General features: G+C 64.7%; 22 protein-coding genes. 11 read left to right on the top strand and 11 right to left on the bottom strand.

Translation table 11 applies throughout. The features are described from left to right. Nucleotides 1-20 precede the first annotated feature (20 nt). A complete protein-coding gene (locus tag QO207_RS24855) occupies nucleotides 21-1,610 on the top strand; it encodes an ABC-F family ATPase (protein ID WP_301534957.1) in 1,590 nt (529 codons plus the stop codon). A gap of 155 nt (nucleotides 1,611-1,765) precedes the next feature. On the opposite strand, the gene QO207_RS24850 is transcribed toward QO207_RS24855, so the two are convergent. Both QO207_RS24850 and QO207_RS24845 read right to left on the bottom strand, forming a co-directional pair. Then, complete coding sequence (locus tag QO207_RS24850) at nucleotides 1,766-2,779, bottom strand: dienelactone hydrolase family protein (RefSeq protein WP_301534928.1); 1,014 nt, start codon at nucleotides 2,777-2,779, stop codon at nucleotides 1,766-1,768. A 193-nt stretch (nucleotides 2,780-2,972) separates the two neighbouring features. Further along, nucleotides 2,973-3,581 carry an FMN-dependent NADH-azoreductase gene (locus QO207_RS24845; protein WP_301534927.1) on the bottom strand — a complete coding sequence of 203 codons (609 nt, stop codon included), beginning with the start codon at nucleotides 3,579-3,581 and terminating at the stop codon, nucleotides 2,973-2,975. A gap of 132 nt (nucleotides 3,582-3,713) precedes the next feature. On the opposite strand from QO207_RS24845, the gene QO207_RS24840 reads away from it, so the two are divergent. Beyond that, nucleotides 3,714-4,619: a LysR substrate-binding domain-containing protein gene (locus tag QO207_RS24840; protein ID WP_301534926.1), complete on the top strand. Its 906-nt coding sequence runs from the start codon at nucleotides 3,714-3,716 to the stop codon at nucleotides 4,617-4,619. A 9-nt stretch (nucleotides 4,620-4,628) separates the two neighbouring features. Here the strand turns inward: QO207_RS24840 and QO207_RS24835 are convergent, their stop codons facing one another. Next, on the bottom strand, nucleotides 4,629-5,339 hold the full coding sequence (locus QO207_RS24835; protein WP_301534925.1) for a DUF1294 domain-containing protein: 711 nt from the start codon (nucleotides 5,337-5,339) through the stop codon (nucleotides 4,629-4,631). Between the two features lie 16 nt (nucleotides 5,340-5,355). Then, complete coding sequence (locus tag QO207_RS24830; RefSeq protein WP_301534924.1) at nucleotides 5,356-6,186, bottom strand: undecaprenyl-diphosphate phosphatase; 831 nt, start codon at nucleotides 6,184-6,186, stop codon at nucleotides 5,356-5,358. A gap of 642 nt (nucleotides 6,187-6,828) precedes the next feature. Between QO207_RS24830 and QO207_RS24825 the strand changes: the two genes are divergently transcribed. From QO207_RS24825 to QO207_RS24800, 6 genes are all read left to right on the top strand, one after another. Then, the gene (locus QO207_RS24825) at nucleotides 6,829-7,281 is read left to right on the top strand and encodes a hypothetical protein (RefSeq protein WP_301534923.1); all 453 of its coding nucleotides are present in this window, start codon (nucleotides 6,829-6,831) and stop codon (nucleotides 7,279-7,281) included. Between the two features lies 1 nt (nucleotide 7,282). Next, the gene (locus tag QO207_RS24820) at nucleotides 7,283-7,861 is read left to right on the top strand and encodes an adhesin (protein WP_301534922.1); all 579 of its coding nucleotides are present in this window, start codon (nucleotides 7,283-7,285) and stop codon (nucleotides 7,859-7,861) included. A 55-nt stretch (nucleotides 7,862-7,916) separates the two neighbouring features. After that, a complete protein-coding gene (locus tag QO207_RS24815) occupies nucleotides 7,917-8,918 on the top strand; it encodes a heme utilization protein (RefSeq protein WP_301534921.1) in 1,002 nt (333 codons plus the stop codon). Between the two features lie 75 nt (nucleotides 8,919-8,993). Then, nucleotides 8,994-9,674, top strand: coding sequence for a C39 family peptidase (locus tag QO207_RS24810; RefSeq protein WP_301534920.1), 681 nt, complete (start codon nucleotides 8,994-8,996; stop codon nucleotides 9,672-9,674). 48 nt (nucleotides 9,675-9,722) lie between these two features. Next, entirely contained in the window at nucleotides 9,723-10,457 is a 735-nt protein-coding gene (locus QO207_RS24805; protein ID WP_301534919.1) for a hypothetical protein, read from the top strand. 53 nt (nucleotides 10,458-10,510) lie between these two features. Further along, complete coding sequence (locus QO207_RS24800) at nucleotides 10,511-11,785, top strand: hypothetical protein (protein WP_301534918.1); 1,275 nt, start codon at nucleotides 10,511-10,513, stop codon at nucleotides 11,783-11,785. 808 nt (nucleotides 11,786-12,593) lie between these two features. Here the strand turns inward: QO207_RS24800 and QO207_RS24795 are convergent. Then, the gene (locus tag QO207_RS24795; RefSeq protein ID WP_301534917.1) at nucleotides 12,594-13,928 is read right to left on the bottom strand and encodes a sigma-54 dependent transcriptional regulator; all 1,335 of its coding nucleotides are present in this window, start codon (nucleotides 13,926-13,928) and stop codon (nucleotides 12,594-12,596) included. Between the two features lie 131 nt (nucleotides 13,929-14,059). Then, a complete protein-coding gene (locus tag QO207_RS24790; RefSeq protein ID WP_301534916.1) occupies nucleotides 14,060-15,550 on the bottom strand; it encodes a RimK family protein in 1,491 nt (496 codons plus the stop codon). A gap of 140 nt (nucleotides 15,551-15,690) precedes the next feature. On the opposite strand from QO207_RS24790, the gene QO207_RS24785 reads away from it, so the two are divergent. After that, nucleotides 15,691-16,785: a GNAT family N-acetyltransferase/peptidase C39 family protein gene (locus QO207_RS24785; RefSeq protein ID WP_301534915.1), complete on the top strand. Its 1,095-nt coding sequence runs from the start codon at nucleotides 15,691-15,693 to the stop codon at nucleotides 16,783-16,785. Nucleotides 16,786-16,930: 145 nt separating this feature from the next. On the opposite strand, the gene QO207_RS24780 is transcribed toward QO207_RS24785, so the two are convergent. Together QO207_RS24780 and QO207_RS24775 are read right to left on the bottom strand one after the other, a co-directional pair. Beyond that, complete coding sequence (locus QO207_RS24780) at nucleotides 16,931-17,365, bottom strand: carboxymuconolactone decarboxylase family protein (protein WP_301534914.1); 435 nt, start codon at nucleotides 17,363-17,365, stop codon at nucleotides 16,931-16,933. A gap of 129 nt (nucleotides 17,366-17,494) precedes the next feature. Further along, nucleotides 17,495-17,932, bottom strand: a complete 438-nt coding sequence (locus tag QO207_RS24775) for an Lrp/AsnC family transcriptional regulator (protein ID WP_197698111.1) — start codon at nucleotides 17,930-17,932, stop codon at nucleotides 17,495-17,497. A gap of 215 nt (nucleotides 17,933-18,147) precedes the next feature. Here QO207_RS24775 and QO207_RS24770 point away from each other — a divergent pair, with 215 nt between their 5' ends. Together QO207_RS24770 and QO207_RS24765 are read left to right on the top strand one after the other, a co-directional pair. After that, on the top strand, nucleotides 18,148-19,830 hold the full coding sequence (locus QO207_RS24770; protein WP_301534913.1) for an NAD(P)/FAD-dependent oxidoreductase: 1,683 nt from the start codon (nucleotides 18,148-18,150) through the stop codon (nucleotides 19,828-19,830). Between the two features lie 102 nt (nucleotides 19,831-19,932). Then, nucleotides 19,933-20,721 (top strand): carbon-nitrogen hydrolase family protein, encoded by a 789-nt coding sequence (locus tag QO207_RS24765; RefSeq protein ID WP_301534912.1) that lies wholly within the window; start codon nucleotides 19,933-19,935, stop codon nucleotides 20,719-20,721. 295 nt (nucleotides 20,722-21,016) lie between these two features. Here the strand turns inward: QO207_RS24765 and QO207_RS24760 are convergent, their stop codons facing one another. From QO207_RS24760 to QO207_RS24750, 3 genes are all read right to left on the bottom strand, one after another. After that, nucleotides 21,017-21,346, bottom strand: a complete 330-nt coding sequence (locus QO207_RS24760; protein WP_301534911.1) for a cytochrome c3 family protein — start codon at nucleotides 21,344-21,346, stop codon at nucleotides 21,017-21,019. Between the two features lie 38 nt (nucleotides 21,347-21,384). Further along, on the bottom strand, nucleotides 21,385-22,089 hold the full coding sequence (locus tag QO207_RS24755; RefSeq protein ID WP_301534910.1) for a ferric reductase-like transmembrane domain-containing protein: 705 nt from the start codon (nucleotides 22,087-22,089) through the stop codon (nucleotides 21,385-21,387). A gap of 270 nt (nucleotides 22,090-22,359) precedes the next feature. Beyond that, complete coding sequence (locus QO207_RS24750) at nucleotides 22,360-23,310, bottom strand: PDR/VanB family oxidoreductase (RefSeq protein WP_301534909.1); 951 nt, start codon at nucleotides 23,308-23,310, stop codon at nucleotides 22,360-22,362. Nucleotides 23,311-23,405: the final 95 nt, after the last annotated feature.

Raw genomic sequence — 23,405 nt, 5'->3', positions numbered from 1 at the left:
TCCAGCCAAGGGTTACCCAGTTGATTTCCACCGCGAACATCACCATGCAGTTTGGCGCCAAGCCGCTGTTCGAAAACGTTTCCGTCAAATTCGGCAACGGCAACCGCTATGGCCTGATCGGCGCCAACGGTTGCGGCAAGTCCACCTTCATGAAGATCCTCGGCGGCGAGCTGGAGCCTTCGGGCGGCCAGGTAATGCTGGAAAACGGCGTGCGCCTGGGCAAGCTGCGCCAGGACCAGTTCGCCTATGAAGACTTCAGCGTGATCGATACCGTGATCATGGGTCACGAGGAGCTGTGGAAGGTCAAGGCCGAGCGCGATCGCATCTACTCCCTGCCGGAGATGAGCGAAGCGGACGGCATGGCCGTGGCCGAACTGGAAGTGCAGTTCGCCGAGTTCGACGGCTACACCGCCGAATCCCGCGCCGGCGAGTTGCTGCTGGGCCTGGGCATTCCGCTCGACCAGCACTTCGGCCCGATGAGCGCCGTCGCTCCGGGCTGGAAGCTGCGCGTGCTGCTGGCCCAGGCGCTGTTCTCCGACCCGGACCTGCTGCTGCTCGACGAGCCGACCAACCACCTGGACATCAACACCATCCGCTGGCTGGAAAACATCATCACGGCGCGTAACAGCACCATGATCATCATTTCCCACGACCGTCACTTCCTGAACAGCGTCTGCACCCACATGGCGGACCTGGACTACGGCGAGCTGCGCCTGTTCCCGGGCAACTACGACGAGTACATGACCGCGGCGGAACAGGCCCGCGAGCGCCTGCTGTCGGACAACGCCAAGAAGAAAGCGCAGATCGCCGAGCTGCAGACCTTCGTCAGCCGCTTCTCGGCCAACGCCTCCAAGGCCAAGCAGGCCACCAGCCGTGCGCGCCAGATCGACAAGATCCAGCTGGAAGAGGTCAAGCCGTCCAGCCGCGTCAGCCCGTTCATCCGCTTCGAGCAGCACAAGAAGCTGCACCGCCAGGCGGTGACCCTGGAGAAGGTCAGCCAGGGCTTCGACGGCACCTCGCTGTTCAAGAACCTCAGCCTGCAGGTGGAAGCTGGCGAGCGCATCGCCATCATCGGCCCCAACGGCATCGGCAAGACCACCCTGCTGCGCACCCTGGTCGGCGAGATGGCGCCCACCGGCGGTGAAGTGAAGTGGACCGACAGCGCCGACGTGGGCTACTTCGCCCAGGACCACGCCGAGGACTTCGAGGACGACTACAACCTTTTCGACTGGATGGCCCAGTGGACCCAGGGCGGCGAGCAGTTGGTGCGCGGCACCCTCGGCCGCATGCTGTTCTCCAACGACGAGATCAAGAAGTCGGTAAAGGTGATCTCCGGTGGCGAACAGGGCCGCATGCTGTTCGGCAAGCTGATCCTCAAGCGCCCCAACGTGCTGGTGATGGACGAGCCGACCAACCACCTGGACATGGAGTCCATCGAGTCGCTCAACCTGGCGCTGGAAAACTATCCGGGCACCCTGATCTTCGTCAGCCACGACCGTGAGTTCGTGTCCTCCCTGGCCACCCGCATCATCGAGCTGTCGGAAAACGGCGTGACCGACTTCAGCGGCAGCTACGACGACTACCTGCGCAGCCAGGGCGTGATCGTCTGATTACCACCTCTGCGCAATGAAAAGCCCCGCCTGATGCGGGGCTTTTTTCTGTGCGCTGCTGCTCTTCGTAGGAGCGGAGCTTCTCCGCGATGCTCTTATGCACGGGCGTACATTTCGCGGACAAGGTCCGCTCCTACGCAAGCTTCACGCGTGACTCAGCGCCCGGAGGTCTGCAGCATCGCGCTGCCCAGGCTGATGTCGAAGAACTCCGCCGCCGAAGCCGCCAGGTCGCGGTGGATCGCCTTGCGGTCGACGCCCTGGGTATCGGTGCAGAGGTCAGGGGTGGCTTCGATTTCCTCTTCGGAACAGGGCGACATGAACACGAAGTGCCCTGCCCCATCGAGAATCCGCAGGTCCGGCTGCTGCGGCAGTTTGCGCGCCAGGGCGCCGGCGTTCTTCTTCCAGTCGAGAATGTGGTCGTCGTTGCCGGTGTAGAGCAGCACCGGGACCTTCACGTCCTCCAGTTCATGGGCGCCGTACATCAGGCTCAACGGCGCCAGCAGCAGCAAGGCGCCAACCCGCGGGTCAGCCATCGGTACCAGGTCGTTGCGGTCCGCGCGCACCTCCCCTTTCTCGCTGCAGGCATCGCGGTCGTCCGGGCGTTGCTGGCAGTACTTGCGCAAGCGGTCGAAGCTCGGCTCGGCGCCGGCGAGGATCAGCGCCGTCTCGCCGCCGGCGGAATAGCCGATGACGCCGATCTTGTGGGGGTCGACCATGGCCGCCACGCGCGGATCGAGCAGCGCGGCGCTGATGGTTTCGGATACCTGCAACGGCCGCCCGTAGAGGTTGCTCAACGCGCCGAGACGGCTGTGGTCATGCAGGTTGTCGCCCGGATGCAGCAACGTCACCACGACGAAGCCCTTGCTCACCAGCGCCTCGATCAGGTCGCGCTGGGCCAGCGGGGTGCCGTAGTTGCCGTGGGACATGACCAGCAGCGGGAAGCGGCCATTGGCCGGCCTGCCCTCGTAGGCCACATCGAGTATGAAGTTGCCCAGGTGCAGGGGCTGCTCGGCCGCGCGCGTGGGGTAGAAGGCGATGGCTTTCATCGGCTGCTGGTCCAGCGGGTCGCTCACCTGCAGGCGATGAAAACCCACGTTCCAGCCGTGGGCCGCCCAACTCGCGGTACTGAAGGTAACGAGCAGCAGAAACCAGAACAGGCGCCTCGCCATGGTGCAGTTTGCCCCGATTTGTCTCCAGATCAGGCGCCACGAGGCTTGTCGGTGAATGCAGAAACCGCCGGGCGCCGCCTGAAGTGAATCTCTGCATAGTACGCGCCAGAGGGGTTCGCTCCGTGCCCGCAGACAGACGGCAGTTCCAGGGCACAAAAAAGCCCCGCATGGCGGGGCTTTTTCAAGGCAAGGATCAGGCAGCGGCGAACTGGCTGGCGATGCTCGCCTGGGCGCCAGCGATGGCGTTGCGGCGCGGTTCGTCACCGTAGGCCAGGCCTTCGGCGCGGACGAACTCGATGTCGGTCACGCCGAGGAAGTTCAGCACCAGCTGCAGGTAGTTCTCGTGCGCCTGGCCAGTGGGCTGGCCGGCATGGATACCACCGGCGGTGGAAACGATGATCACCTTCTTGCCGCCGGCCAGGCCCACCGGGCCGCTCTCGGTGTAGCGGAAGGTCTTGCCGGCCACGGCGATGCGGTCGATCCAGGCCTTGAGCTGGCTGGGGATGGAGAAGTTGTACATCGGCGCGCCAATGACGATGGCGTCGGCGGCGAGGAACTCTTCGATGCTCTTCTCGCCCAGTTCGGCTTCGTGCTTCTGTGCAGCGTCGCGCAGTTCGGCCGGAGTACCGGCAGCTACGAGGCTGGCGGAGGACAGGTGGCTGATGGCGTCGGCAGCCAGGTCGCGGTAGGTGACTTCAACGCCCGGCTCGGCAGCGGCCCAGGCGGCGACCAGTTCGGCGCTCAGCTGACGGGAAGCGGAGTTGTCGCCGAGGATGCTGGAGTCGATGTGCAGCAGTTTCATGTGTGTTCTCCAATCGATGAGGCCAAGTGGGTTGGCAGAAGAATTCGTCGTTGGAGTCAAGGTTACGCATGTAGCCAATCTCCGATAAGTCGGCAAAAATATGACTATTCGTCTCATCAGCAGGACAATCCCATGCAGGACCTCAATGACCTCTTCTACTTCGCCAAGGTGGTGGAGGCCGGCGGGTTCGCTGCTGCCGGGCGCCTGCTAGGCCTGCCGAAGTCGCGCCTGTCGCGGCGTGTGGCGGAGCTGGAGGCGCGCCTGGGTGTTCGCCTGCTGCAGCGCACCACACGCAAACTGGCGCTGACCGACCTGGGCGAGCGCTACTACCGGCACTGTCAGGCGATGCTGGTGGAGGCGGAAATGGCCGACGAGGTGGCCGCCCAGCTCAGCGCCGAGCCGCGCGGACGGGTGAAGCTGTCTTGCCCGGTGGCGTTGGCGGAGACCTCGCTGAACGACATGCTGCCGGGCTTCCTGGCGGCCTATCCGCAGGTGAACCTGGAGCTGATGCTGACCAACCGCCGCGTCGACCTGCTCAACGAAAGCGTGGATGTGGCGCTGCGTGTACGCGCGCCAGGAGATGAAGATCTCTCACTGATCTCGCGACGGCTGCGCACGGCGAAGACCGCCCTGGTGGCGGCGCCATCACTCCTGGAAGGCCACGACCTGCGGGTGCCGGACGACCTGGCCGCCCTCCCCGTACTGGGCTCCCTGGAGAGCGACCGCAAGGTGCACATGAAGCTCCACGGTCCCGCCGGCGCGATCCGCGAGGTCGCCCTGGAGGCGCGGCTGGCCGTGGAAGACTTCAACCTGCGCAAGAACGTGGCGCTGGCGGGGCTGGGCGTGACGGTCCTGCCGTTGCACTACTGCACTGAGGAGCTGGCTGACGGTCGACTGGTGCGGGTGCTGCCCGAGTGGAGCGAGCCGGAGGCCTTCCTGCAGGCCGTATACCCGCACCGACGTGGCGTGCTGCCGGCGGTACGGGCGCTGCTGGATTATCTGCAGGAGGAGTTCTCGAAGGATGACTGGCCGATCTGACCCGATGGATCAGGCCGGGCTTGCGCCGAGCCCCATCAGCGTGCCGATCCAGCCCAGCAGTCGACCACCGCTGAGCCAGTCGATCCAGAACAGCTGGTGCAGCAGGACAATGGCCCAGAACACCATTTGGAAGGACAGTTTGCGCGTCTTGTGGCGGAAGACCTGCTGGGCGAGGAACGCACCGGGCCAGCCACCGAGCAGTTCCAGCAGGTGCAGGCTCTGCTCCGGAGTGCGCCAGTCGTTGCGCTCGGCGCTGCGCTTGTCGCGCCAGTAGGCGAAGAAGGCCAGGACGCTGAAGACCGGGTAGAGCAGCAGGAACCAGACGAAATACTGCTCGCGGAACCACAGCACGGAGCCGATGACGGGCAGCGCCAGAAGCACTGCCAGGATGATCAGCGCGCGGCCGGTGGCGCGCCTGGGCGCGCTGGGCAGTGCCCATTCGCGACCGCTGCGCGCACGCTCGCGGGTAGCGGTGGTCGCCGGCTTGCGGCGGATGGCTGGCGTGTCGATGGCCAAGCCGGCCAGGCGCGCATGCTCGGCGCGCGGGCGGCCGTCCTTGTCGACGCCTTCGACATAGCAGACCTGATCGCCGCTGACCGGGCGACGATCGCCACGGAAGGCCGAGATATGCAGGAAGACTTCCTTGCTGCCGGACTGGGGACGGATGAAGCCGAATCCCTTGTCATCGTCCCAGCGGCTTACTACACCGTTCTTTTCCACTCGCGCTCGCACCTGATCAGGGTTTAACGCTGCTCCAGTCGATCAGGTGGAATTGCCAGGTCGCCAGGATCAGCAGGCCGAACACGATACGGTACCAGGCGAAGGCCGCATAGCTGTGGTTGGCGATGAACTTGAGCAGCGCACGCACGGCGATCATCGCGAAGATGAACGAGGTGACGAAGCCGATGGCGAAGACCGGCAGGTCCGAAGGCTGGAACACATCGCGATACTTGTAGCCCGAGTACACCGCCGCGCCGACCATGGTGGGCATCGCCAGGAAGAACGAGAACTCGGTGGCGGCCTTGCGCGACAGGCCGAACAGCAGGCCGCCGATGATGGTCGCACCGGAGCGCGAGGTGCCCGGGATCAGTGCCAGGCACTGGCAGCAGCCGACCTTCAGGGCTTCCTTCCAGGTCATGTCGTCCACGGTCTCGGCGTGAATCACATGCTGGCGTTTCTCCGCCCAGAGCATGATCACCCCGCCCACCACCAGGGCTACGGCCACGGTGATCGGGTTGAACAGGTAGTGGTGGATGTAGTCGGCGAAGGCCACGCCCAGCACCACGGCCGGGAAGAAGGCGATCAGCAGGTTGACCGTGAAGCGCTGCGCCTTGCGCTGGGTGGGCAGCCCGCAGACGATCTCGAGGATCTTGCGGCGGAACTCCCAGACCACGGCGAGGATGGCTGCCAGCTGGATGATGATGTTGAAGGCTTCGGCGCGTTCACCGCCAAAGCCGATCAGATCGGCGACGATGATCTGGTGCCCGGTACTGGAGATCGGCAGGAACTCGGTGAGCCCCTCGACGACGCCAAGAATGAAGGCCTGGAAGGCACTCCACAGATCCATACTGCTTCCCCCGCGAGGCACGCTGGCTCGCTTGTTTCTAGTGATGATGGCCCGCCGCCAGGCAGGGCCCGCACGCCCCGGTTCGTGAGGTCCGGAGCGGCGACGGCATGCTAAAGCATTGGCGGCACATTGCTACGCATGTCACGAAAATTTCGCATCTGGCCGTACGGGCAGTCGATGCGTTGGCAACTTCGGCGAACCGACGATTCGCACTCGGCACGCGTGCAGCAGACAACCTTCTCCCAGCCAGGTTCGCCCAGCCGATCAGAATCGGTAATTCGTTGAATTACAAGAGGTACTTCCGTACCAGAAACACTACAAAAGACGCCCGACTGTTAGCTGGGCGTTACAGGCGAAACGGGCTCCGAGGCAGACGGCGCGGGAGTCCGGCCACCCCACCCAAAGTTGTGTATCAGCGGCGAAACAGAATCTGCCTCAGCCATGATCCAGCCCCCGTGCCAAGGCCCTCGCAGGGCTTTGGCACGGCCGTTCTGTATCCACCGTGAAACACTCGCACCCGGATGGTTCATGGGGGCTTTGCGCAACTCATTGATTTGCCGATGCAATCCAAAAGCGGCACGGCAACTGCTCCTCTCTGGTACCGCTGGTTAGGGCTCAGCGCACCAAGAAGGAACCGCCATCATGGGGAACATCGACTCACGGATCGTCGGTCTGATCGTCACGCTTGCATGCGGCGCGGCCAGCGTCACGCTGTGCCCGGTCGCCAACGCCGGTGACGGCACCATCGTCCTGCAACGCCAGGTCCAGCCGCGCGTCGCCACGCGACCGACCGACATTCCCGACCCTAATCCGATCACCATCAACCCGAACATCTCCGACCAGGTCGTCCGCCAGACCAGCAATGCCGAGCTGAGCGACAGCGACTTCGCCGGCGTCACCAGCGGCTCCACCCTGGAACGCCACATCATGCCCGGCGGCCAACTGGTGGGCATGGACAACGGCTCCAACCAGACCCTGAACGGCAACAGCATGGGCGCCAGCGCAGCCGGTGGCGGCGCCGGCATCTCCAACTCGGTGAACCGCACCGTCCAGCAGGGCCTCTCGCCGCTGCGCATGCTGACGGGGGACCGTTGAGATGAACGCCAGACTACTCGCCCTGCCCCTCCTGCTCTGCTGCTCCCCGGCGTTTTCCGCCGACCCTCAGGTCATCAACAACGCCAGCATCGACAGCGCCGGGCGCAACTACCACGGCGTAGCCAGCGTGAACCAGGCCGCCGGCGATGAGCAGCAGCAGGCCAACGCCCGGGCCATCGCCATCGGCACCAACGCCCAGGCCACCACCTCACTACGGCAGACGGTCAACACCCATGTCGACCTCAGCCAGGCTGCGTCCGCCAGCATCAACGGCAACGCCTTTTCCAACGGCAACGGCGCACTGGGCGTGAACCAGGCCGCCGGCGCCGCCAACCAGCAAGTGAACGCCATGCGGATCAGCGTCAGCGCCATTCCGCAGAGCGTCGATGACAGCGTGCTTTCCCAGCAGAACGTCGCGCTGCCAGTGAACTCAGGCTCAACGGACACCACCACCGGAAGTCGTCAGGTCGTCACCAGCGACCAGGCCTTTGCCGGCAGCCGCGGTGTGGTCCAGGTGAGCCAGAGCGCCGGGGTCGGCAATCGCATTGCCAACACCCTGAGCATCCGGGTCGCGGATTGACCCAAGCCAACTCCTAAAACACTAAACACGCCAAACAAAGCAAAGGAGATACACCATGAAACCGACAATGGCTCTCAAGCCCCTGGTATTCGCTGTGGCAGCGATCATGGCTGTAGCAGTGCACGCGGATAACCGTAACAACAACGGGCATGGTCATGACAACAACGGTCACGGTCATGAACAACATCAACCCAAGACTCCGTACGATCCCTACAAGGATCCTCGGATCGAAGCAGGCGCCAGCGCCACGGTGGAAGACTCGCAGCTCAGCTCCGACAACGTCGTGATCAACCAGGGCACGAAAAACACCGCCACCATTGACGGATCTCTGGGGAGAGCATCCGGCAACGTGGGTGTCAACGCCGCGGCCGGCGACATGAACCAACAGGCCAACGCCGCCGCCCTGGCCACCGCCGATGAGAAATTCATCTTCGGTACCGCCTACGCGTCCACCAGCGTGAACCAGGAGAACACCGCCAACCAGGCGTGGAACTTCTCCACCACCAACAAGGCCACCCTGAGCAACTCGGCCAATGGCGCCTCGGGTAACGTTGGCATCAACGTCGCCTCCGGCAACTACAACCAACAGAAAAACGACATGGCAGCCGCCGTCTCCGGCGGTCGTTCGGCCGACTCCTACAGCGGTGCCGAACAGACCTCCACTGGCAACGGCGTAGCCAACGCCGCCCTGGCCACCTACGACAAGGAAACTCTGAAGACCGAGTTCCGTGCCCATGGCTCCTACCAGGGTGCCGGCGTAGGTGTGGTGGTCGACGATTCCGGCCGCAGCGGTGGTCGCGACGACCGCCACAGCAGCAGCAAACCGGACCTCGATCCGCTGTTCTTCGTCGAGGCAGGCACTGTCGATCTGCGCGGCCAGGCTACCTCCCAGGTCCTGGTACAGACTGGCTGGAAGGATCCGGTCAAGAACGACGCCAGCATGACCAATTCGCTGAACAACGTGTCGGGTAACGTTGGGGCGAACATCGCTGCCGGTGTCGGCAACCAGCAGAGCAACTCGCTGTCCATCGCCGCAGGTTGCAAATCCTGCCTGTAAGCGATCCAGCGTAGTACCTGGAGGCTCCGGCAACGGAGCCTCCTTCTCCCGAGCTGCCCCCCAGGCGTCACGATCATGCGTACGTCCGCCCTGCTTTTGCTCGCCCTCTTCAGCCTCACGACGCAGGCCGCGCAACTCCCCGTCGCCCTTCTTCCGGGCGGCACCATGGCCTACAAGCACGTCGAGAGCATCCGCGAGCGCAAGTTCAGCAACCTGGTCCAGCAGAAGACCGACTTCAGCTGCGGCGCCGCCGCGCTGGCGACGATCCTCCGCCAGGCCTACGCGCTGGACGTGGACGAGGACTTCGTGATCAAGGGCATGCTGGTTCGCGCCGACCCCGACCTGGTACGCACCCAGGGCTTCTCGATGCTGGACATGAAGTCCTACCTCGAAGCCATCGGCATGCGCGCCCGTGGTTATCGCATCCCGGCGGCGTCTCTGGAGAAGCTGACGATTCCGGTGATAGTGCTGATGGACATTCGTGGCTACAAGCATTTCGTGGTGATGCAGCGGGCCTACAAGGGCTACGTCTACATCGGCGATCCGGTGCTGGGCCACAAGCGCTTCACCCAGGAAGATTTTCTCAAAGGCTGGAACGGCATCATTTTCGCCGTCATCGGTCCGGGCTATGAGCAGGCCAACGCTCTGATGTCGCCGCCCGACCCGCTGACCGCCAAGGACCGACTCAATGCCTTCCGCCCGGTCAAGGATGCGGAGCTCATGGAATTCGGCTTCATCCAGAGCGACTTCCTCTGACGACCGAACCAGCACGGAGGGCAGGAGTCCTTCCGGGGAGAAAACATAATGAAAGCGACCACACTGCTCGCCGCCAGCTGCCTGCTGGCCTGCCTGCCGGTCCAGGCGGAAAGCGTCTTCAAGCCGATCGAGCTGCATGATCAGGAGCTGGCCCAACTTCGCGGCAAGTACGTGATGCCTGGCCGGGTCATCAGCTTCGGCATCGTCATGAGCAGTACCTGGAAAAACGCTGTGGGCGACAACATTGGCGCCAAGGTCAGCATGCAGGTCCAGGAGTCCACCATCAAACCGCAGTTCTACGTCTCCACCATCGACGAGAAAGGCAGCGGCGCAGCGCCGGCCGCGGGCACCGGTACGGTGACCGGCGGCGCGGGCCTCAACCAGACCCAGGGCGTGACCCAGAGCGTCCGCTCCGCAGGCGACTACAACACCGCTTCCAACAACGTCAGCATCGACGTCAAGGAAGCCAACCAGGCGCCGGTCGTGGCCCAGCAAGGGACCCCGCTCGACGGCCCGGTCAGCGCCAGCAACGGCGCCGGCACCGTCAGCGTGAACCCGGGCAACGGCGGTATCCAGATGGCGATCAACGCCAATGGCCAGGGCAGCAGCATGCAGCAGCTGGCCGCTGGCGGCCTGCTCCAGGCCGCCCAGATGATCGGCGGCAACAATGCCGTCAACAACGTCGCGCAGCTGAGCGTGGTGCTGCGAAACAACCTTCCGTCGACTGGTGCGCTGGACTGCAATCTGGACCAGCTCAAAGGGCTACGCACCATGGGAATGTGATCTACGCTCACGTGCGACTGTGAAGTCCAACCTATAAGTAAGGACAGCGCGCCATGCACCGATCGCTAGGCATTAAAACCGCTATCTGTGTATCCGCTTTACTCCCCTCGACCTTCGCCGCCGCGGCGACGGAAGCCGAGGTGGAGGCTCTGAAACAGGAGCTGATCGAACTCAAGCAACGCTATGAGTCGCAGCAGAAGGCCCTGATGGTGCTGGAACAACGGGTCAGGCAGGTGGAGGAAGCACCGGCCACGCCCGCACAACCCAAGCGCCTGGTCACCTCAACCGGCAAACCCACGCCGCCCGGTACCGGCAACACCGTTGCCGCCAGCGGCAGCTCCTACGGCGAGTCGCTCAAGGACGACGCCAGCCCGCCCAAGAGTGTGGAAAACCTCTACGACGAGGCCAGCGGCTTCTTCGGCAACGGCAGTTTCAGCTTCGAGACGGGCGTCACCTACACCCACTACGACACCAAGCAGTTGATCCTCAACGGCTTCCTGGCGCTGGACACGATCTTCCTGGGCAATATCGGCGTGGACAACATCAAGGCCGACAACTGGACCCTGGACCTGACCGGTCGCTACAACTGGAACAACCGTTGGCAGTTCGACATCAACGCCCCGGTGGTCTACCGCGAAAGCACCTACGAATCGGCCGGCGCCGGCAACTCCACGGCGCAGTCCACCGACGAGACGGTGACCCGCGACCCGACCCTGGGCGACGTCAACTTCGGCATCGCCTACAAGTTCATGGACGAGACCGAGTCGCGCCCGGATGCGGTGGTCAGCCTGCGGGTCAAGGCGCCCACCGGCAAGGAGCCCTACGGCATCAAGCTCAAGCGCGCCTCGGACAACGACAACCTCAACGTGCCCGAGTCCCTGCCCACCGGCAACGGCGTCTGGTCGGTCACCCCCGGCATCTCGCTGGTCAAGACCGTGGACCCCGCCGTGCTGTTCGGCAGCTTCTCCTACACCTACAACTTCGAGGAATCCTTCGACGACATCAGCCCCACCCAGGGTGTGAAACAGGGCGGCAAGGTCGACCTCGGCGACTGGTTCCAGATCGGTGCGGGCGTGGCCTTTGCCCTCAACGAGAAGACCAGCATGTCGTTCTCCTTCTCCGACCTGATCGCGCAGAAGAGCAAGGTCAAGGCCGACGGCGGCGACTGGACCACGGTCACCGGCAGCGACGCCAATGCGGCCTACTTCAACTGGGGCCTGACCTACGCCTGGAGCCCCAACCTGACCATCGTCCCGAACCTGTCCATCGGCATCTCGCCGGATGCGCCGGATTTCAGCTTCAGCGTGAAATTCCCGTATTACTTCTGACGGTTCGGCAGTGCCAAGACAAAGGCCCCTTTTCGGGGCCTTTGTCGTTTGCAGGGGCGCTCTTTGTGTCGGAACTGCGGTTGCCGCTCTTCGTAGGAGCGGAGCTTCTCCGCGAAGCGCCGCCAGGCGACCTGAAGGAAACACCCTGCCACTACTTCCCCGCGGCCTTGGATATCGCGGACAAGGTCCGCTCCTACAGGCGGGATTCTGCGCTTACTCATACGGCGCACCGGTGCCTGACCAGGCTGTACCGGCAAACGCCTGCGTAGGATGGCGTGGAGCGCAGCGATACCCATCGGCTTTCGTGCACCGCCAGCATGGGTATCGCAAGCTCCACCCATCCTACGTTCGTGGTTCGCTGTGGTTTCGGTGTGGGGCGGGAATTTCGACATGGAAAAGGTACATACGTAGGGCGCATAACCCGGAACGGGTTATCCGCCGAAGGCCATAACGGCGGATAACGCTAGCGCGTTATGCGCCCTACGAATGGGCGTTCTCATATCTGGCCCTGCGCCGTGTGATTCGCGAGCGAGGGCTGGGCGCCCCCATCGGTCTTACGAATCCGGCGCCCTGTAGGAGCGAGCTTGCTCGCGAACCGCACCCTGCCGCTATCCCCGGCAAACGCTTGCGTAGGATGGCGTGGAGCGTAGCGATACCCATCAACTCCGGCGCACGCACAGCATGGGTATCACAAGCTCCACCCATCCTACGTTCGTGCTTCGCCGTAATTTGAGGGCGAAAGCATGAAAGGCACCGCCCCACAGGAGCGCCCCGAGGGATGCTCCTGCAGGTCAGCGACTTCCCCGCCCTAGCGCAACTGGTGCTTGTGCAGCAGACGATAGAAAGTCGGCCGCGAAATCCCCAGCATTCTTGCCGCCACGCTGAGGTTGTCTCCGTGCCGTGCCAGCGCGTCGCACATCGCCTGGCGTTCGGCGCCCAGCTTGTACTCCTCCAGGGTCACCAATGGCTGATGCATCGGCCTGCCCTTCTCACGCTCCAGGCCCAGGTCGCGAGCCTCGATCTGGCGGCCCTCGGCCAGCACCAGGCCGCGGCGCACCCGGTTGGCCAGCTCGCGCACGTTGCCCGGCCAGCTGTGTTCGGCCATGGCCGCCAGCGCATCGTCGCTGAAGCGCCTGGGCCGGCGGCCGGTCTCGACGCTGTAGAGATGGGCGAAGTGGTTGGCCAGCAGCGCCAAGTCGCCATTGCGCTCGCGCAGTGGCGAAGTGGAAACCTGCAGCACGTTGAGCCGGTAGTAGAGGTCCTCGCGGAAGCGTCCGGCGTGGATCGCCTGTTCCAGGTCCACATGGGTCGCCGCCAGTACCCGCACGTCGACGCCGATGGACTGGCTGCCGCCAACCCGCTCGATCTGCTTCTCCTGCAGCACCCGCAGCAGGTTCGCCTGCAGCTCCAGTGGCAGGTCGCCGACTTCGTCGAGGAACAGCGTGCCGCCGTTGGCCTGTTCGAAGCGGCCAATCTTGCGCTGGTGCGCCCCAGTGAACGCACCCTTCTCGTGGCCGAACAGTTCGGACTGGATCAGGTTGTCCGGGATCGCCCCGCAGTTGATCGCCACGAACGGCCGAACCGCCCGCCGCGATTGGCGGTGCAACGTGCGCGCCACCAGCTCCTTGCCAGTCCCGCTCTCGCCGCGGATCAGCACCGGCGATTCGGTCGGCGCGAACTTCGCCAGCAGCTTGCGCAGCTCGCGCACGTCGCGGCTTTCGCCGAGCAATTCGTGCTGCCGCTCGTCGCTGTGCACGCTGCCGCGCCCGCGCAGGCGGGCCATGCCGAAGGCGCGGCCGAGGGTGACCTGCACCCGCGCCACGTCGAACGGCAAGGTATGGAAATCGAAGAACCACTCACTGACGAAGTCGCCCACCTCCTGCAGGGGCAGGACTTCGGGGCTGAGCACGGCTATCCACTCCGTGCCACTGCGACTGATGAGTTCCTTGACGGACTCCCGGCGTTCTAGATGCCGGGGTTGCAGGCGCAGCAGGCCGACGTCGCAGCCGCGATCACTGGCGCTATCCAGCTCGCAACTGTCCACCTCCCACCCTGCTGCCCGTAGTCCGGGTAAAAGCCTTCGGCAGTCGTCGCACGGATCGACTACCAGCAGGCGACGAAGATTCGTGGCTGCCTCGAGCATGCTCCCTTCCTTGGCGCCATTATTTTGAAAAATCTTTAAAAACAGTCAGTTGGCGCTCCAGTTTGTAAAGCTAGCAATATCTTGACGCCGCACATCGACCGTTTTCCTATAAGGTCAATGACGAATCGATCTCACCAACCATGCCCGCGACGCTTGACTTCCAGGCGCCGCACGAATTCATCCAGCACCAGCTTGTAAAGGTCATCGCCCAGGTACACATCCTCCACGCCGCAGTCGATGTTCGGGTTGTCGTTGACCTCGATGACCACGACCCGCTCGCCGGCCTGTTTCAGGTCCACACCATAGAGTCCATCGCCGATCAGGTTGGCGGTCTTCACCGCCAGCTCCACCACCTTGCGCGGTGCCTCGTGGACCGCCATGGTGCGGAAGTCGCCGCTCAGCTCCTTGGCTTCCGGGCTGTGGTCGTAGATCTGCCAGTGCCCCTTGGACATGAAGTACTGGCAGGCGAAGATCGGCTTCTGATTCAGCACGCCGATGCGCCAGTCGTATTCGGTGTAGAAGAACTCCTGGGCCAGCAGCAGCACCGAGCGCTCGAACAGCTCGGCGCTGGCCTTGAGCAGCTCCTGCTGGTCACTGACCTTGATCACCCCGCGGGAGAAGCTGCCGTCGGGAATCTTCAGCACCAGCGGGAAGCCCAGGCGTTCGCCGACCTTCTCCAGCTCCTGCGGGTTGTCCTTGTAGATAATCTCGGTGGCCGGCATGCCCAGCCTGTGGCTGCGCAGCAGGTCCGCCAGGTAGACCTTGTTGGTGCAGCGCAGGATCGACACCGGGTCGTCCATCACCACCAGGCCTTCGCTCTCGGCCTTCTTGGCGAAGCGGTAGGTGTGGTCGCTGACGCTGGTGGTCTCGCGGATCAGCAGCGCGTCGTACTCGGCCAGCCGCGAGTAGTCCTTCTTCTCGATCAGCTCGACGTCGATGCCGAGGCTGCGGCCGATGCGGATGAAGTTCTTCAGCGCCTTGGCATCGGACGGCGGGAACGCCTCCTGCGGGTCGTGCAGGATCGCCAGGTCGTAGCGGTACTGCTTGCGCGAGCGCGGCTTGCGCCAGATCTGCCGGCTGAAGCTGTCCAGGGCGTTGGCGAACTGGTCTTCCTGGTCTTCGCGCAACTTGTGGATGTTGCCCGGCTTCACGCCCTCGATATGCCAGCCACGGTTCTTGCGGAACTCCACCAGCAGCATCGGGCACGGCAGCGCCTCGAACAACTGGCGCGCCAGGTCCTGCAGCGGCTCGATGTCGGTGCGGCCGAAATACAGGGTCAGGGTGAAGCCATCGGTGCTGCCGTAAGGGTGGTCGGCCAGTGCCTTGTCGAGGGTCTTTTCCAGGTCTTCCAGGGCCAGGCTGTAAAGCGACTTCTTCGCCAGTTCGCTGATGCTGCGCACCGACGGGATGACCTTGTGCCCGCGCGCCTCGGCCAGCAGCGAGCAGTAGTAGCCGTGGCCCAGGTACTTGTAGTTGCGGCACAGGTTGATCACCTGCACGCGCTTGCCGTTGTCGTCGTCGATGGGCATTTCCAGGTATTCCTGGGCGGTGACCACATCGTCGCTGGGATAGTACGAAGCCCAGTCTTCCTTGCGCTCCACGATGATGAACAGCTTGCTCACGACACCTCCGAGAGGCCCTGGCGCTTGCCGCGCTCCGGGCCGGGGACAATACTGGATGCTGCTTCGACCGCGTGCCCCGCCACCCGTTCGCAGCCCCTGGCGAACAAGTTGCCCCCCGCAGGTTAACGAATCCTTACCCTATGAAACTCCAGTTCCGCGCCGCCACCGCCGACGACCTGAATGCCCTGGTCGACATGGAAAACCGCTGTTTCGAACACGACCGCCTGTCCCGCCGCAACTTCCAGTGGATGATCACCCGCGCCCACGCCAGCCTCACCGTCGCCGAGGCCGACGGCCAGCTGCTGGGCTATGCGCTGGTGCTGTTCCACCAGGGCACCTCGCTGGCGCGGCTCTACTCCATTGCCGTGGACGAGCGCGCCCGTGGCACCGGCCTTGGCCAGAAGCTGCTGGACCGAGCCGAAGCCGAGGCGCTGGAGAACGACTGCGCCTACCTCCGCCTGGAAGTGCGCCCGGACAACCGCGGCGCCATCGCCCTTTACGAGCGCAACGGCTACCGCCCCTTCGCCAAGGTCCAGGACTACTACGAGGACCACAGCGAGGCGCTGCGCTTCGAGAAGCGCATCCGCCAGCTCGACCAGCGCAGCCACCGCCACGTGCCCTATTACCGGCAGACCACCGAGTTCACCTGCGGCCCGTCCGCGCTGCTGATGGCCATGGGCGCGCTGGAGCCGGAGCGGCGCCTGGACCGCGTCGAGGAACTGCGCCTGTGGCGCGAAGCGACCACCATCTACATGACCGCCGGCCACGGCGGCTGCAGCCCCCAGGGCCTGGCACTGGCGGCGCAGCAGCGCGGTTTCCGGGTCAGGCTGCTGCTGTCCGAGGATGGCCCGCTGTTCCTCGACGGCGTGCGCAGCGAGGAGAAGCGCGATGTCATGCGCCTGGTCCACGAGGACTTCAGCGCGCAACTGGCGCAGAGCGATGTCGAGCAAGTGCTGGGCAACCAGCTGGACATCGAGGGCGCGCTGGAGGCCGGCGGCCAGCCGCTGGTGCTGATCAGCAGCTACCGCCTGACCCGCTCCAAGGCGCCGCACTGGGTGGTGGTCACCGACTGCGACGAGGACTTCGTCTACCTCCATGACCCCGACGTCGACCACAGCCAGCACCGCGAACCGCTGGACTGCCAGCACATCCCGGTGAGCCACGGGGAGTTCGAGCAGATGAGCCGCTTTGGCCGCAGCAAGTTGCGGGCGGCGGTGATTCTCTACAAGCGCTGAAATGCTGCCCTGCGTAGGGCGCATAACCCGGAACGGGTTATCCGCCGATTGCCACGACGGCGGATAACGCTGGCGCGTTATCCGCCCTACAAAAACACCACCCACGAAAAAGGCGCCCGCAGGCGCCCTCTTCCACGCTGCCCGTTCAGGGCACCATGGCCATGCCCACGCCGAAACGGTTCCACGCATTGATGGTGGCAATCGCCAGGGTCAGGTTGACGATCTCGGCTTCGCTGAATTGCTCACGCAGGGCGTCGAACTGCTCCTGCGGTGCGTGCTTCTCGGCCAGCAGGGTCAGGCTTTCCACCCAGGCCAGCGCAGCGCGCTCGCGCTCGGTGAAGAAGCGCGTCTCGTGCCAGACGCTCAAGGTCTGCAGGCGCGCCTCGGTTTCGCCGGCCTTGCGGGCGTCATTGGCGTGCATGTTCACGCAGTAGGCGCAGCCGTTGAGTTGCGAGGCGCGCAGGCGCACCAGTTCCAGCAGCGAATTCTCCAGGCCGGATTTGGCCAGTGCCTGCTCCAGGCCGATCATGGCCTTGTAGGCGTCGGGGGAAGCTTTCGGCCATTCGATACGTGCGCTCATGCTGATCTCCAGTGGGGGCCCGCGGGTACCGCGGGAATGGAGTTAAGTTACCGCCGTCGCGCGCCGCCACGAATAGCCAATTCCCGGCAATCGCGGCAGACCAATAGTCCAATCAGCGCGCGCTCGCCTTCAGCGGTCAATGCGGGTGGAAAGGATGATCGACGACATGGTCCGCTCCACCCCGTCCAGCGCGCCGATGCGGTCCAGCACCGCGTCCAGGTCGCGGATCGACAGCGCCTCGACGATCACGATCATGTCGAAGTTGCCGCTCACCGAATGCAGCGTCTTCACCTCGGCGATCTTCTCCAGCGCCTGCACCACCTGGTGCGACAGCTTGGGCAGCGCCGTCACCAGCACATGGGCGCGCACCAGCGACTGCGCGTAGCTATCCGAGACCTTGATCGAATAGCCGCTGATGATGCCCTGCTGCTCCAGCCGTTCAATACGGCTCTGCACCGTGGAGCGCGACACCCCGAGCTTGCGCGCCAGCTCGGAGATCGACTCGCGGGCATTGGCGCGCAGCAGGTTCAACAAGGCCGCGTCGGCGTTTTTCGTCATATTGCTCATGGTATTGGTCAATCTGCCTGAAAGCTCTCGACAATCTTGCAGATTGTCAGGTTCATTTCAACGACCGGCTTTGCAATAGTGGACGCCACGGCGAGCCCAATCAGCTCGCCATTTCTTTGCCCGCGCGCCATCCATCGACTGGCCCATGCGGGCCGCAAGAAGCCTTGCCAAGCTGGTTGATACAAGCCGGCACGCCGAACAAGAAGGAAGCCCTAATGCACAAGAACCGCCATCCCCATACCCCTGGCAAGAAACCGGTGACCATCTTCGGCCCGGACTTCCCCTTCGCCTTCGACGACTGGATCGAGCACCCCGCCGGCCTGGGCAGCATCCCTGCCGAGAAGCACGGCCAGGAAGTGGCCATCGTCGGTGCCGGCATCTCCGGCCTGGTGGCGGCCTACGAGCTGATGAAGATGGGCTTGAAGCCGGTGGTCTATGAAGCGTCGAAGATGGGTGGCCGGCTGCGTTCGGAAACCTTCGAAGGCGCCGACGGCATCATCGCCGAGCTGGGCGGCATGCGCTTCCCGGTCTCCAGCACGGCCTTCTACCACTACGTCGACAAGCTCGGCCTGGAAACCAGACCCTTCCCCAACCCGCTGACCCCGGCCTCGGGCAGCACCGTGGTCGACCTGGAAGGCACCAGCCACTATGCCGAGAAGATGGCCGACCTGCCGGAAATCTTCCGCGAAGTCGCCCAGGCCTGGGCCGAGGCGCTGGAAGACGGCGCGCGCTTCTCCGAAGTGCAGGACGCACTGCGCGAGCGCGACACGATCAAGCTGAAAGCCCTGTGGGACGAGCTGGTGCCCAAGTGGGATGACCGCACCTTCTATGATTTCGTCGCTACCTCCAAGGCCTTCTCGCGCCTGTCCTACCGTCACCGCGAGATCTTCGGCCAGGTCGGTTTCGGCACCGGCGGCTGGGACTCGGACTTCCCCAACTCGATGCTGGAAATCTTCCGCGTGGTGATGACCAACTGCGACGACCACCAGCACTTGGTTGTGGGCGGCGTCGAGCAGGTGCCGCGCGGCATCTGGAGCCACGTGCCGGAGAACTGCGCGCACTGGCCGGCCGGCACGTCCCTGGCCACCCTGCACAACGGCGCGCCGCGTCCGGGCGTGAAGAAGATCGCCCGCGCCACCGACGGCAGCTTCGCCGTCACCGACTACTGGGGTGATACCCGCCACTACGCGGCCGTCCTGGCGACCTGCCAGACCTGGCTGCTGACCACCCAGATCGAGTGCGAGGAAGCGCTGTTCTCGCAGAAGATGTGGATGGCCCTGGACCGCACCCGCTACATGCAGTCATCGAAGACCTTCGTGATGGTCGACCGGCCATTCTGGAAGGACAAGGACCCGCAGACCGGCCGCGACGTGATGAGCATGACCCTCACCGACCGCCTCACCCGCGGCACCTACCTGTTCGACAACGGCGACGACAAGCCGGGGGTGATCTGCCTGTCCTACTCCTGGATGAGCGACGCCATGAAGATGCTCCCGCACCCGGTGGAAAAGCGCGTGCAACTGGCCCTGGACGCGCTGAAGAAGGTCTACCCGAAGGTCGACATCGCCGGGCACATCATCGGCAACCCGATCACCGTATCCTGGGAGGCCGACCCGCACTTCCTCGGCGCCTTCAAGGGCGCGCTGCCGGGCCACTACCGCTACAACCAGCGCATGTACGCGCACTTCATGCAGGACGACATGCCCGCCGAGCAGCGCGGCATCTTCATCGCCGGCGACGACGTGTCCTGGACCCCAGCCTGGGTGGAAGGCGCGGTGCAGACCTCGCTGAACGCCGTGTGGGGCATCATGAAGCACTTCGGTGGCGCCACCCATCCGGAGAACCCCGGCCCCGGCGATTGCTTCGCCGAACTGGGCCCGATGGAGCTGCCGGACTGATCCGCGCCATTCCCCTGCATTGACTGAACAGTGGCTCGCGCGGGGCCGGGATCGGGTGCAAACTGGCTGATTCCGGCCCCGCGCGTTTCCAAGGAGAACCCCATGTACCTCGCCCTCTACCAGTGCCCACCCGGCCCCGACGACGTCGCCGGCAACCTGCGCCGCCTGGAACAGGCCGCGCAGCAGGCGGTGCAGAACGGTGCGGACCTGCTGGTGCTGCCGGAGATGTACCTGTCCGGCTACAACATCGGCGCCCAGCGCGTCGCCGAACTGGCGGAAAGCTGCGACGGCCCTTCCGCCCAGCGCATCGCCGAGATCGCCCGCGAGCACAAGCTCGGCATCCTCTACGGCTACCCCGAACGTGACGCCGGCGGCGCCATCTTCAACAGCGTGCAGCTGATCGACCGCCAGGGCGAACGCCGCGCCAACTACCGCAAGACCCACCTCTACGGCGACCTCGACCGCAGCCAGTTCAGCGCCTCCGACGAGCCGCCGGCGATCTTCGAGCTGGACGGCTGGAAAGTCGGCCTGCTGATCTGCTTCGACGTGGAGTTCCCCGAGGCCGTGCGCACGCTCGCCATGGCCGGCGCGGACGTCGTGCTGGTGCCAACCGCCAACATGCGCCCCTACGAGTTCGTCGCCCAGGTCCTGGTGCCGACCCGCGCGTACGAGAACCAGGTGTTCCTCGCTTACGCCAACTATGTGGGCAGCGAGGGGGAAATCGAGTACTGCGGCCTGAGCAGCATCATCGCCCCGGATGGCCAGGTGCTGACCAAGGCCAAGCACAGCGAGGAACTGCTGGTGGCCGAGCTGGACCCGCAGCGCATCGCCCTGGCGCGCGAGGGGTACAGCTATGTGCACCTGCGACGGCCGGTGCTGTATCGCAGCTGAACAGAAGCCCGGCTTGCTGCCGGGTTTTTTGATGGAGCGTTACGGTCGCGTTCGTAGGAGCGGACCCTGTCCGCGAAATCCTGCAGCGGCCACCGACTCCGCAGAATTGCCTTCCGGTTCCCCCTCGCGCCGTGCAGGCCGGCAACGCCCTGCGTGCCGAGAGATTCGCGGACAAGGTCCGCTCCTACGGCTTGAAGCGCCACGCCCATATCGCTTTCCTGGTAGGAGCGAGCTTGCTCGCGAACCCGCTTGACGCCGGTGCCGTCGGAAACTCTGTTCGCGAGCAAGCTCGCTCCTACAGGTGTGTGCCATCCGTGGCGGTGCGGTGGCACGCCTGGCAGCTGCGTACCGGCCCGCTGGCATGGAAGGCTTGCAGGCGCTGCAGGTGACAGCTCTGGCAGAGCTGGTGGAAATCCGCCTCGATACGCACGGCCAGCGCCGGGCTCTGCTTGTGGCAGAGGATGCAGGTGCGGTTGCCGGAGACCGAAGGCGACTGGTCCTTGTAGTCGTGATGGCAGGTAATGCAGTTCACCGAGGCGTGCGGCTCATGGGGAAACGCCAGCGGCATCAGCGGCCGACTGCGTTGCCAGTGTCCGTGGGCGAACCAGGCTCCAGCCGACAGCATGATGACTGCGGCAACCGAAACCCCGATCCAGACACGCCTCACAGCGGCAGCTCCAGATTTGCCAGCAGGCTGTAGAGCGCCGACAAACCGATGATCACCCCGCTGGCCGCCAGCGCGAACCAGGTAGCCCGCCGCGCCGTGTTGCGCTTGCGCCCACTGACGCCATTGGCCGGTTTGGGCAGGCGCGGCCAGACGGCCACCACCAGCATCAGCGCCACCAGCAACGCACCCTTCCACAGGCCGCCACTGTAGTAACCCGCGCCGAGCACATGCACGGCCATCAGCAACAGGGCGACCAGGCTGCCGCCGTAGTGCCAGCGGCGGAATCCGGCGGCACTGCTGCTCCAGCGCGGGCGCACGCGGCTCAGGCTGGACACCGCCAGCACCAGCATCAGGATGGCTGACGCCAGCCCAGCGAGCATGTAGCCGGGCGCGGACGGCAGCAGGTCCTCGATCAGCAGTGGCTCATCGACCAACAGCACGACGATGTGCACCAGCAGCAATGCAACGGCGGCAAACCCAAGGTCGCGGTGCAGGCGCAGGAAGAACTTTCCCTCATAGAGCGGACGCGGTTGCGGCCGGCCGCCGATGACGAACAGCAGCCCCAGCAGGCAGGCGCCAAGTAGCCCGGCGGCATTGGCGAAATCCCAGGCGTAGCCGAGCCCCGGCATGGCGCCGAGGCCGAGCAGGACGGCGACCGGCAGCAGGCAACCGAGCGCCAGGCGCGCGATCAGCGCAGGCATGGGGGACTCCGAACGGGGAACTATTGCCGGAGGCTAGCAAGCGCCGGCGGCGCGCAAGTGTCGCTGTCTGCCAGACGAATTGCCAGCTGTGCCACAGCCTGTAGGAGCGCCCAAATGGCCCGCGCCACCATGGAGTTCTGCCAGGCAGCAGAGAAGCCACCTTGTAGGAGCGAGCTTGCTCGCGAACAGTCTCTCCTGCTGCACCAGCGTCAAGCGGGTTCGCGAGCAAGGGCTGGGCGCCCCCCTCGGTCCTACAAAGAGCAGTTCGGTTTACAGGTCGAGCACCAGGCGAGCCGATTTCGCCCGCGAAACACAGGCGCAGATCTGCTTGTTGGCGGCCTTTTCCTTGTTCGACAGGCAGTTGTCGCGGTGCTCCGGCTCGCCCTCCAGCACTTCGACGATGCAGGTGCCGCAGATGCCCTCGCGGCACTCGGTGTCGATGTCGCAGCCGTGGGCCTGGAGCACGTCCACCAGCGTCGAATCCGCCGGTACGTGAAGCACCACACCGGAGCTGGCCAGTTCCACTTCGAAGGAGCCCGCCGGCGCCGTGTTGGCGGCCGGGTCGGCCTGGAAGTGCTCCAGGTGGATGGCGTCTTCCGCGCGACTGCGCGCAGCGATTTCCACCACCTTGTTCATGAACGGCGCCGGGCCGCAGGTGTAGACGTGGGCTTGTTGCGGCGCGCGTTCCAGGCACTCGCCCAGCACGCGGTCGAGTTCGGCGGGTTCGACGCCGTAGTGCAACTCCACCTTGCCGGCGAAGGCCTCGCCAGCCAGCAGCTCGACGAAGGCCGCGTGCTCGGCGGAGCGGGCGAAGTAATGCAGGCGATAGGACTCGCCCTTGGCGTTCAGGCGATAGGCCATGCTTAGCAGCGGCGTGACGCCGATGCCAGCGGCGAACAGCACGTGCTCGCGGGCTTCCGGCGCCAGGCGGAACAGGTTGCGCGGCGCGCCGATGTCCAGCTCCATGCCTTCACGCACTTCGTGCAGCGCGCTGGAGCCGCCACGGGAGGCACCTTCCTTCTTGATCGCCACCAGGTAGGCCGCGCGGTCGTCCGGCGGGCTGCACAGCGAATACTGGCGCGTCACCCCGGTGGGGCCGGTGACGTCGACGTGGGCGCCCGGCTCGTAGGCGTCGAACGGCTGGCCATCACAACGTACGAGGCGCAAGGAACGGATGTCCTGCGCTTCCTCGACGATCCTTTCGATTCTGACCTTCATCATGGCGTTACCTGCAAGGCGTTGAGTGCGGGCTCTGTGGCCCCTTTCCGGCCTCTTTTTCACGAGCGGACGGGTTGTCGATGTTGCTCTGGAGAGAG

It is taken from the genome of Pseudomonas sp. CAN1, assembly GCF_030462585.1.
In the GTDB taxonomy this organism is placed as follows: Bacteria; Pseudomonadota; Gammaproteobacteria; order Pseudomonadales; family Pseudomonadaceae; genus Pseudomonas.
Note: the sequence above shows the minus strand (reverse complement) of the source record. Positions and strands in the feature narration are given on the sequence as shown.

Coding starts and splice junctions, on each gene's coding strand:
- QO207_RS24850 (WP_301534928.1), bottom strand. CDS start 2,779: ATGGCGAGGCGCCTGTTCTGGTTTCTGCTGCTCGTTACCTTCAGTACC.
- QO207_RS24845 (WP_301534927.1), bottom strand. CDS start 3,581: ATGAAACTGCTGCACATCGACTCCAGCATCCTCGGCGACAACTCCGCT.
- QO207_RS24840 (WP_301534926.1), top strand. CDS start 3,714: ATGCAGGACCTCAATGACCTCTTCTACTTCGCCAAGGTGGTGGAGGCC.
- QO207_RS24830 (WP_301534924.1), bottom strand. CDS start 6,186: ATGGATCTGTGGAGTGCCTTCCAGGCCTTCATTCTTGGCGTCGTCGAG.
- QO207_RS24825 (WP_301534923.1), top strand. CDS start 6,829: ATGGGGAACATCGACTCACGGATCGTCGGTCTGATCGTCACGCTTGCA.
- QO207_RS24820 (WP_301534922.1), top strand. CDS start 7,283: ATGAACGCCAGACTACTCGCCCTGCCCCTCCTGCTCTGCTGCTCCCCG.
- QO207_RS24815 (WP_301534921.1), top strand. CDS start 7,917: ATGAAACCGACAATGGCTCTCAAGCCCCTGGTATTCGCTGTGGCAGCG.
- QO207_RS24810 (WP_301534920.1), top strand. CDS start 8,994: ATGCGTACGTCCGCCCTGCTTTTGCTCGCCCTCTTCAGCCTCACGACG.
- QO207_RS24805 (WP_301534919.1), top strand. CDS start 9,723: ATGAAAGCGACCACACTGCTCGCCGCCAGCTGCCTGCTGGCCTGCCTG.
- QO207_RS24800 (WP_301534918.1), top strand. CDS start 10,511: ATGCACCGATCGCTAGGCATTAAAACCGCTATCTGTGTATCCGCTTTA.
- QO207_RS24795 (WP_301534917.1), bottom strand. CDS start 13,928: ATGCTCGAGGCAGCCACGAATCTTCGTCGCCTGCTGGTAGTCGATCCG.
- QO207_RS24785 (WP_301534915.1), top strand. CDS start 15,691: ATGAAACTCCAGTTCCGCGCCGCCACCGCCGACGACCTGAATGCCCTG.
- QO207_RS24780 (WP_301534914.1), bottom strand. CDS start 17,365: ATGAGCGCACGTATCGAATGGCCGAAAGCTTCCCCCGACGCCTACAAG.
- QO207_RS24775 (WP_197698111.1), bottom strand. CDS start 17,932: ATGAGCAATATGACGAAAAACGCCGACGCGGCCTTGTTGAACCTGCTG.
- QO207_RS24770 (WP_301534913.1), top strand. CDS start 18,148: ATGCACAAGAACCGCCATCCCCATACCCCTGGCAAGAAACCGGTGACC.
- QO207_RS24765 (WP_301534912.1), top strand. CDS start 19,933: ATGTACCTCGCCCTCTACCAGTGCCCACCCGGCCCCGACGACGTCGCC.
- QO207_RS24760 (WP_301534911.1), bottom strand. CDS start 21,346: ATGCTGTCGGCTGGAGCCTGGTTCGCCCACGGACACTGGCAACGCAGT.
- QO207_RS24755 (WP_301534910.1), bottom strand. CDS start 22,089: ATGCCTGCGCTGATCGCGCGCCTGGCGCTCGGTTGCCTGCTGCCGGTC.
- QO207_RS24750 (WP_301534909.1), bottom strand. CDS start 23,310: ATGATGAAGGTCAGAATCGAAAGGATCGTCGAGGAAGCGCAGGACATC.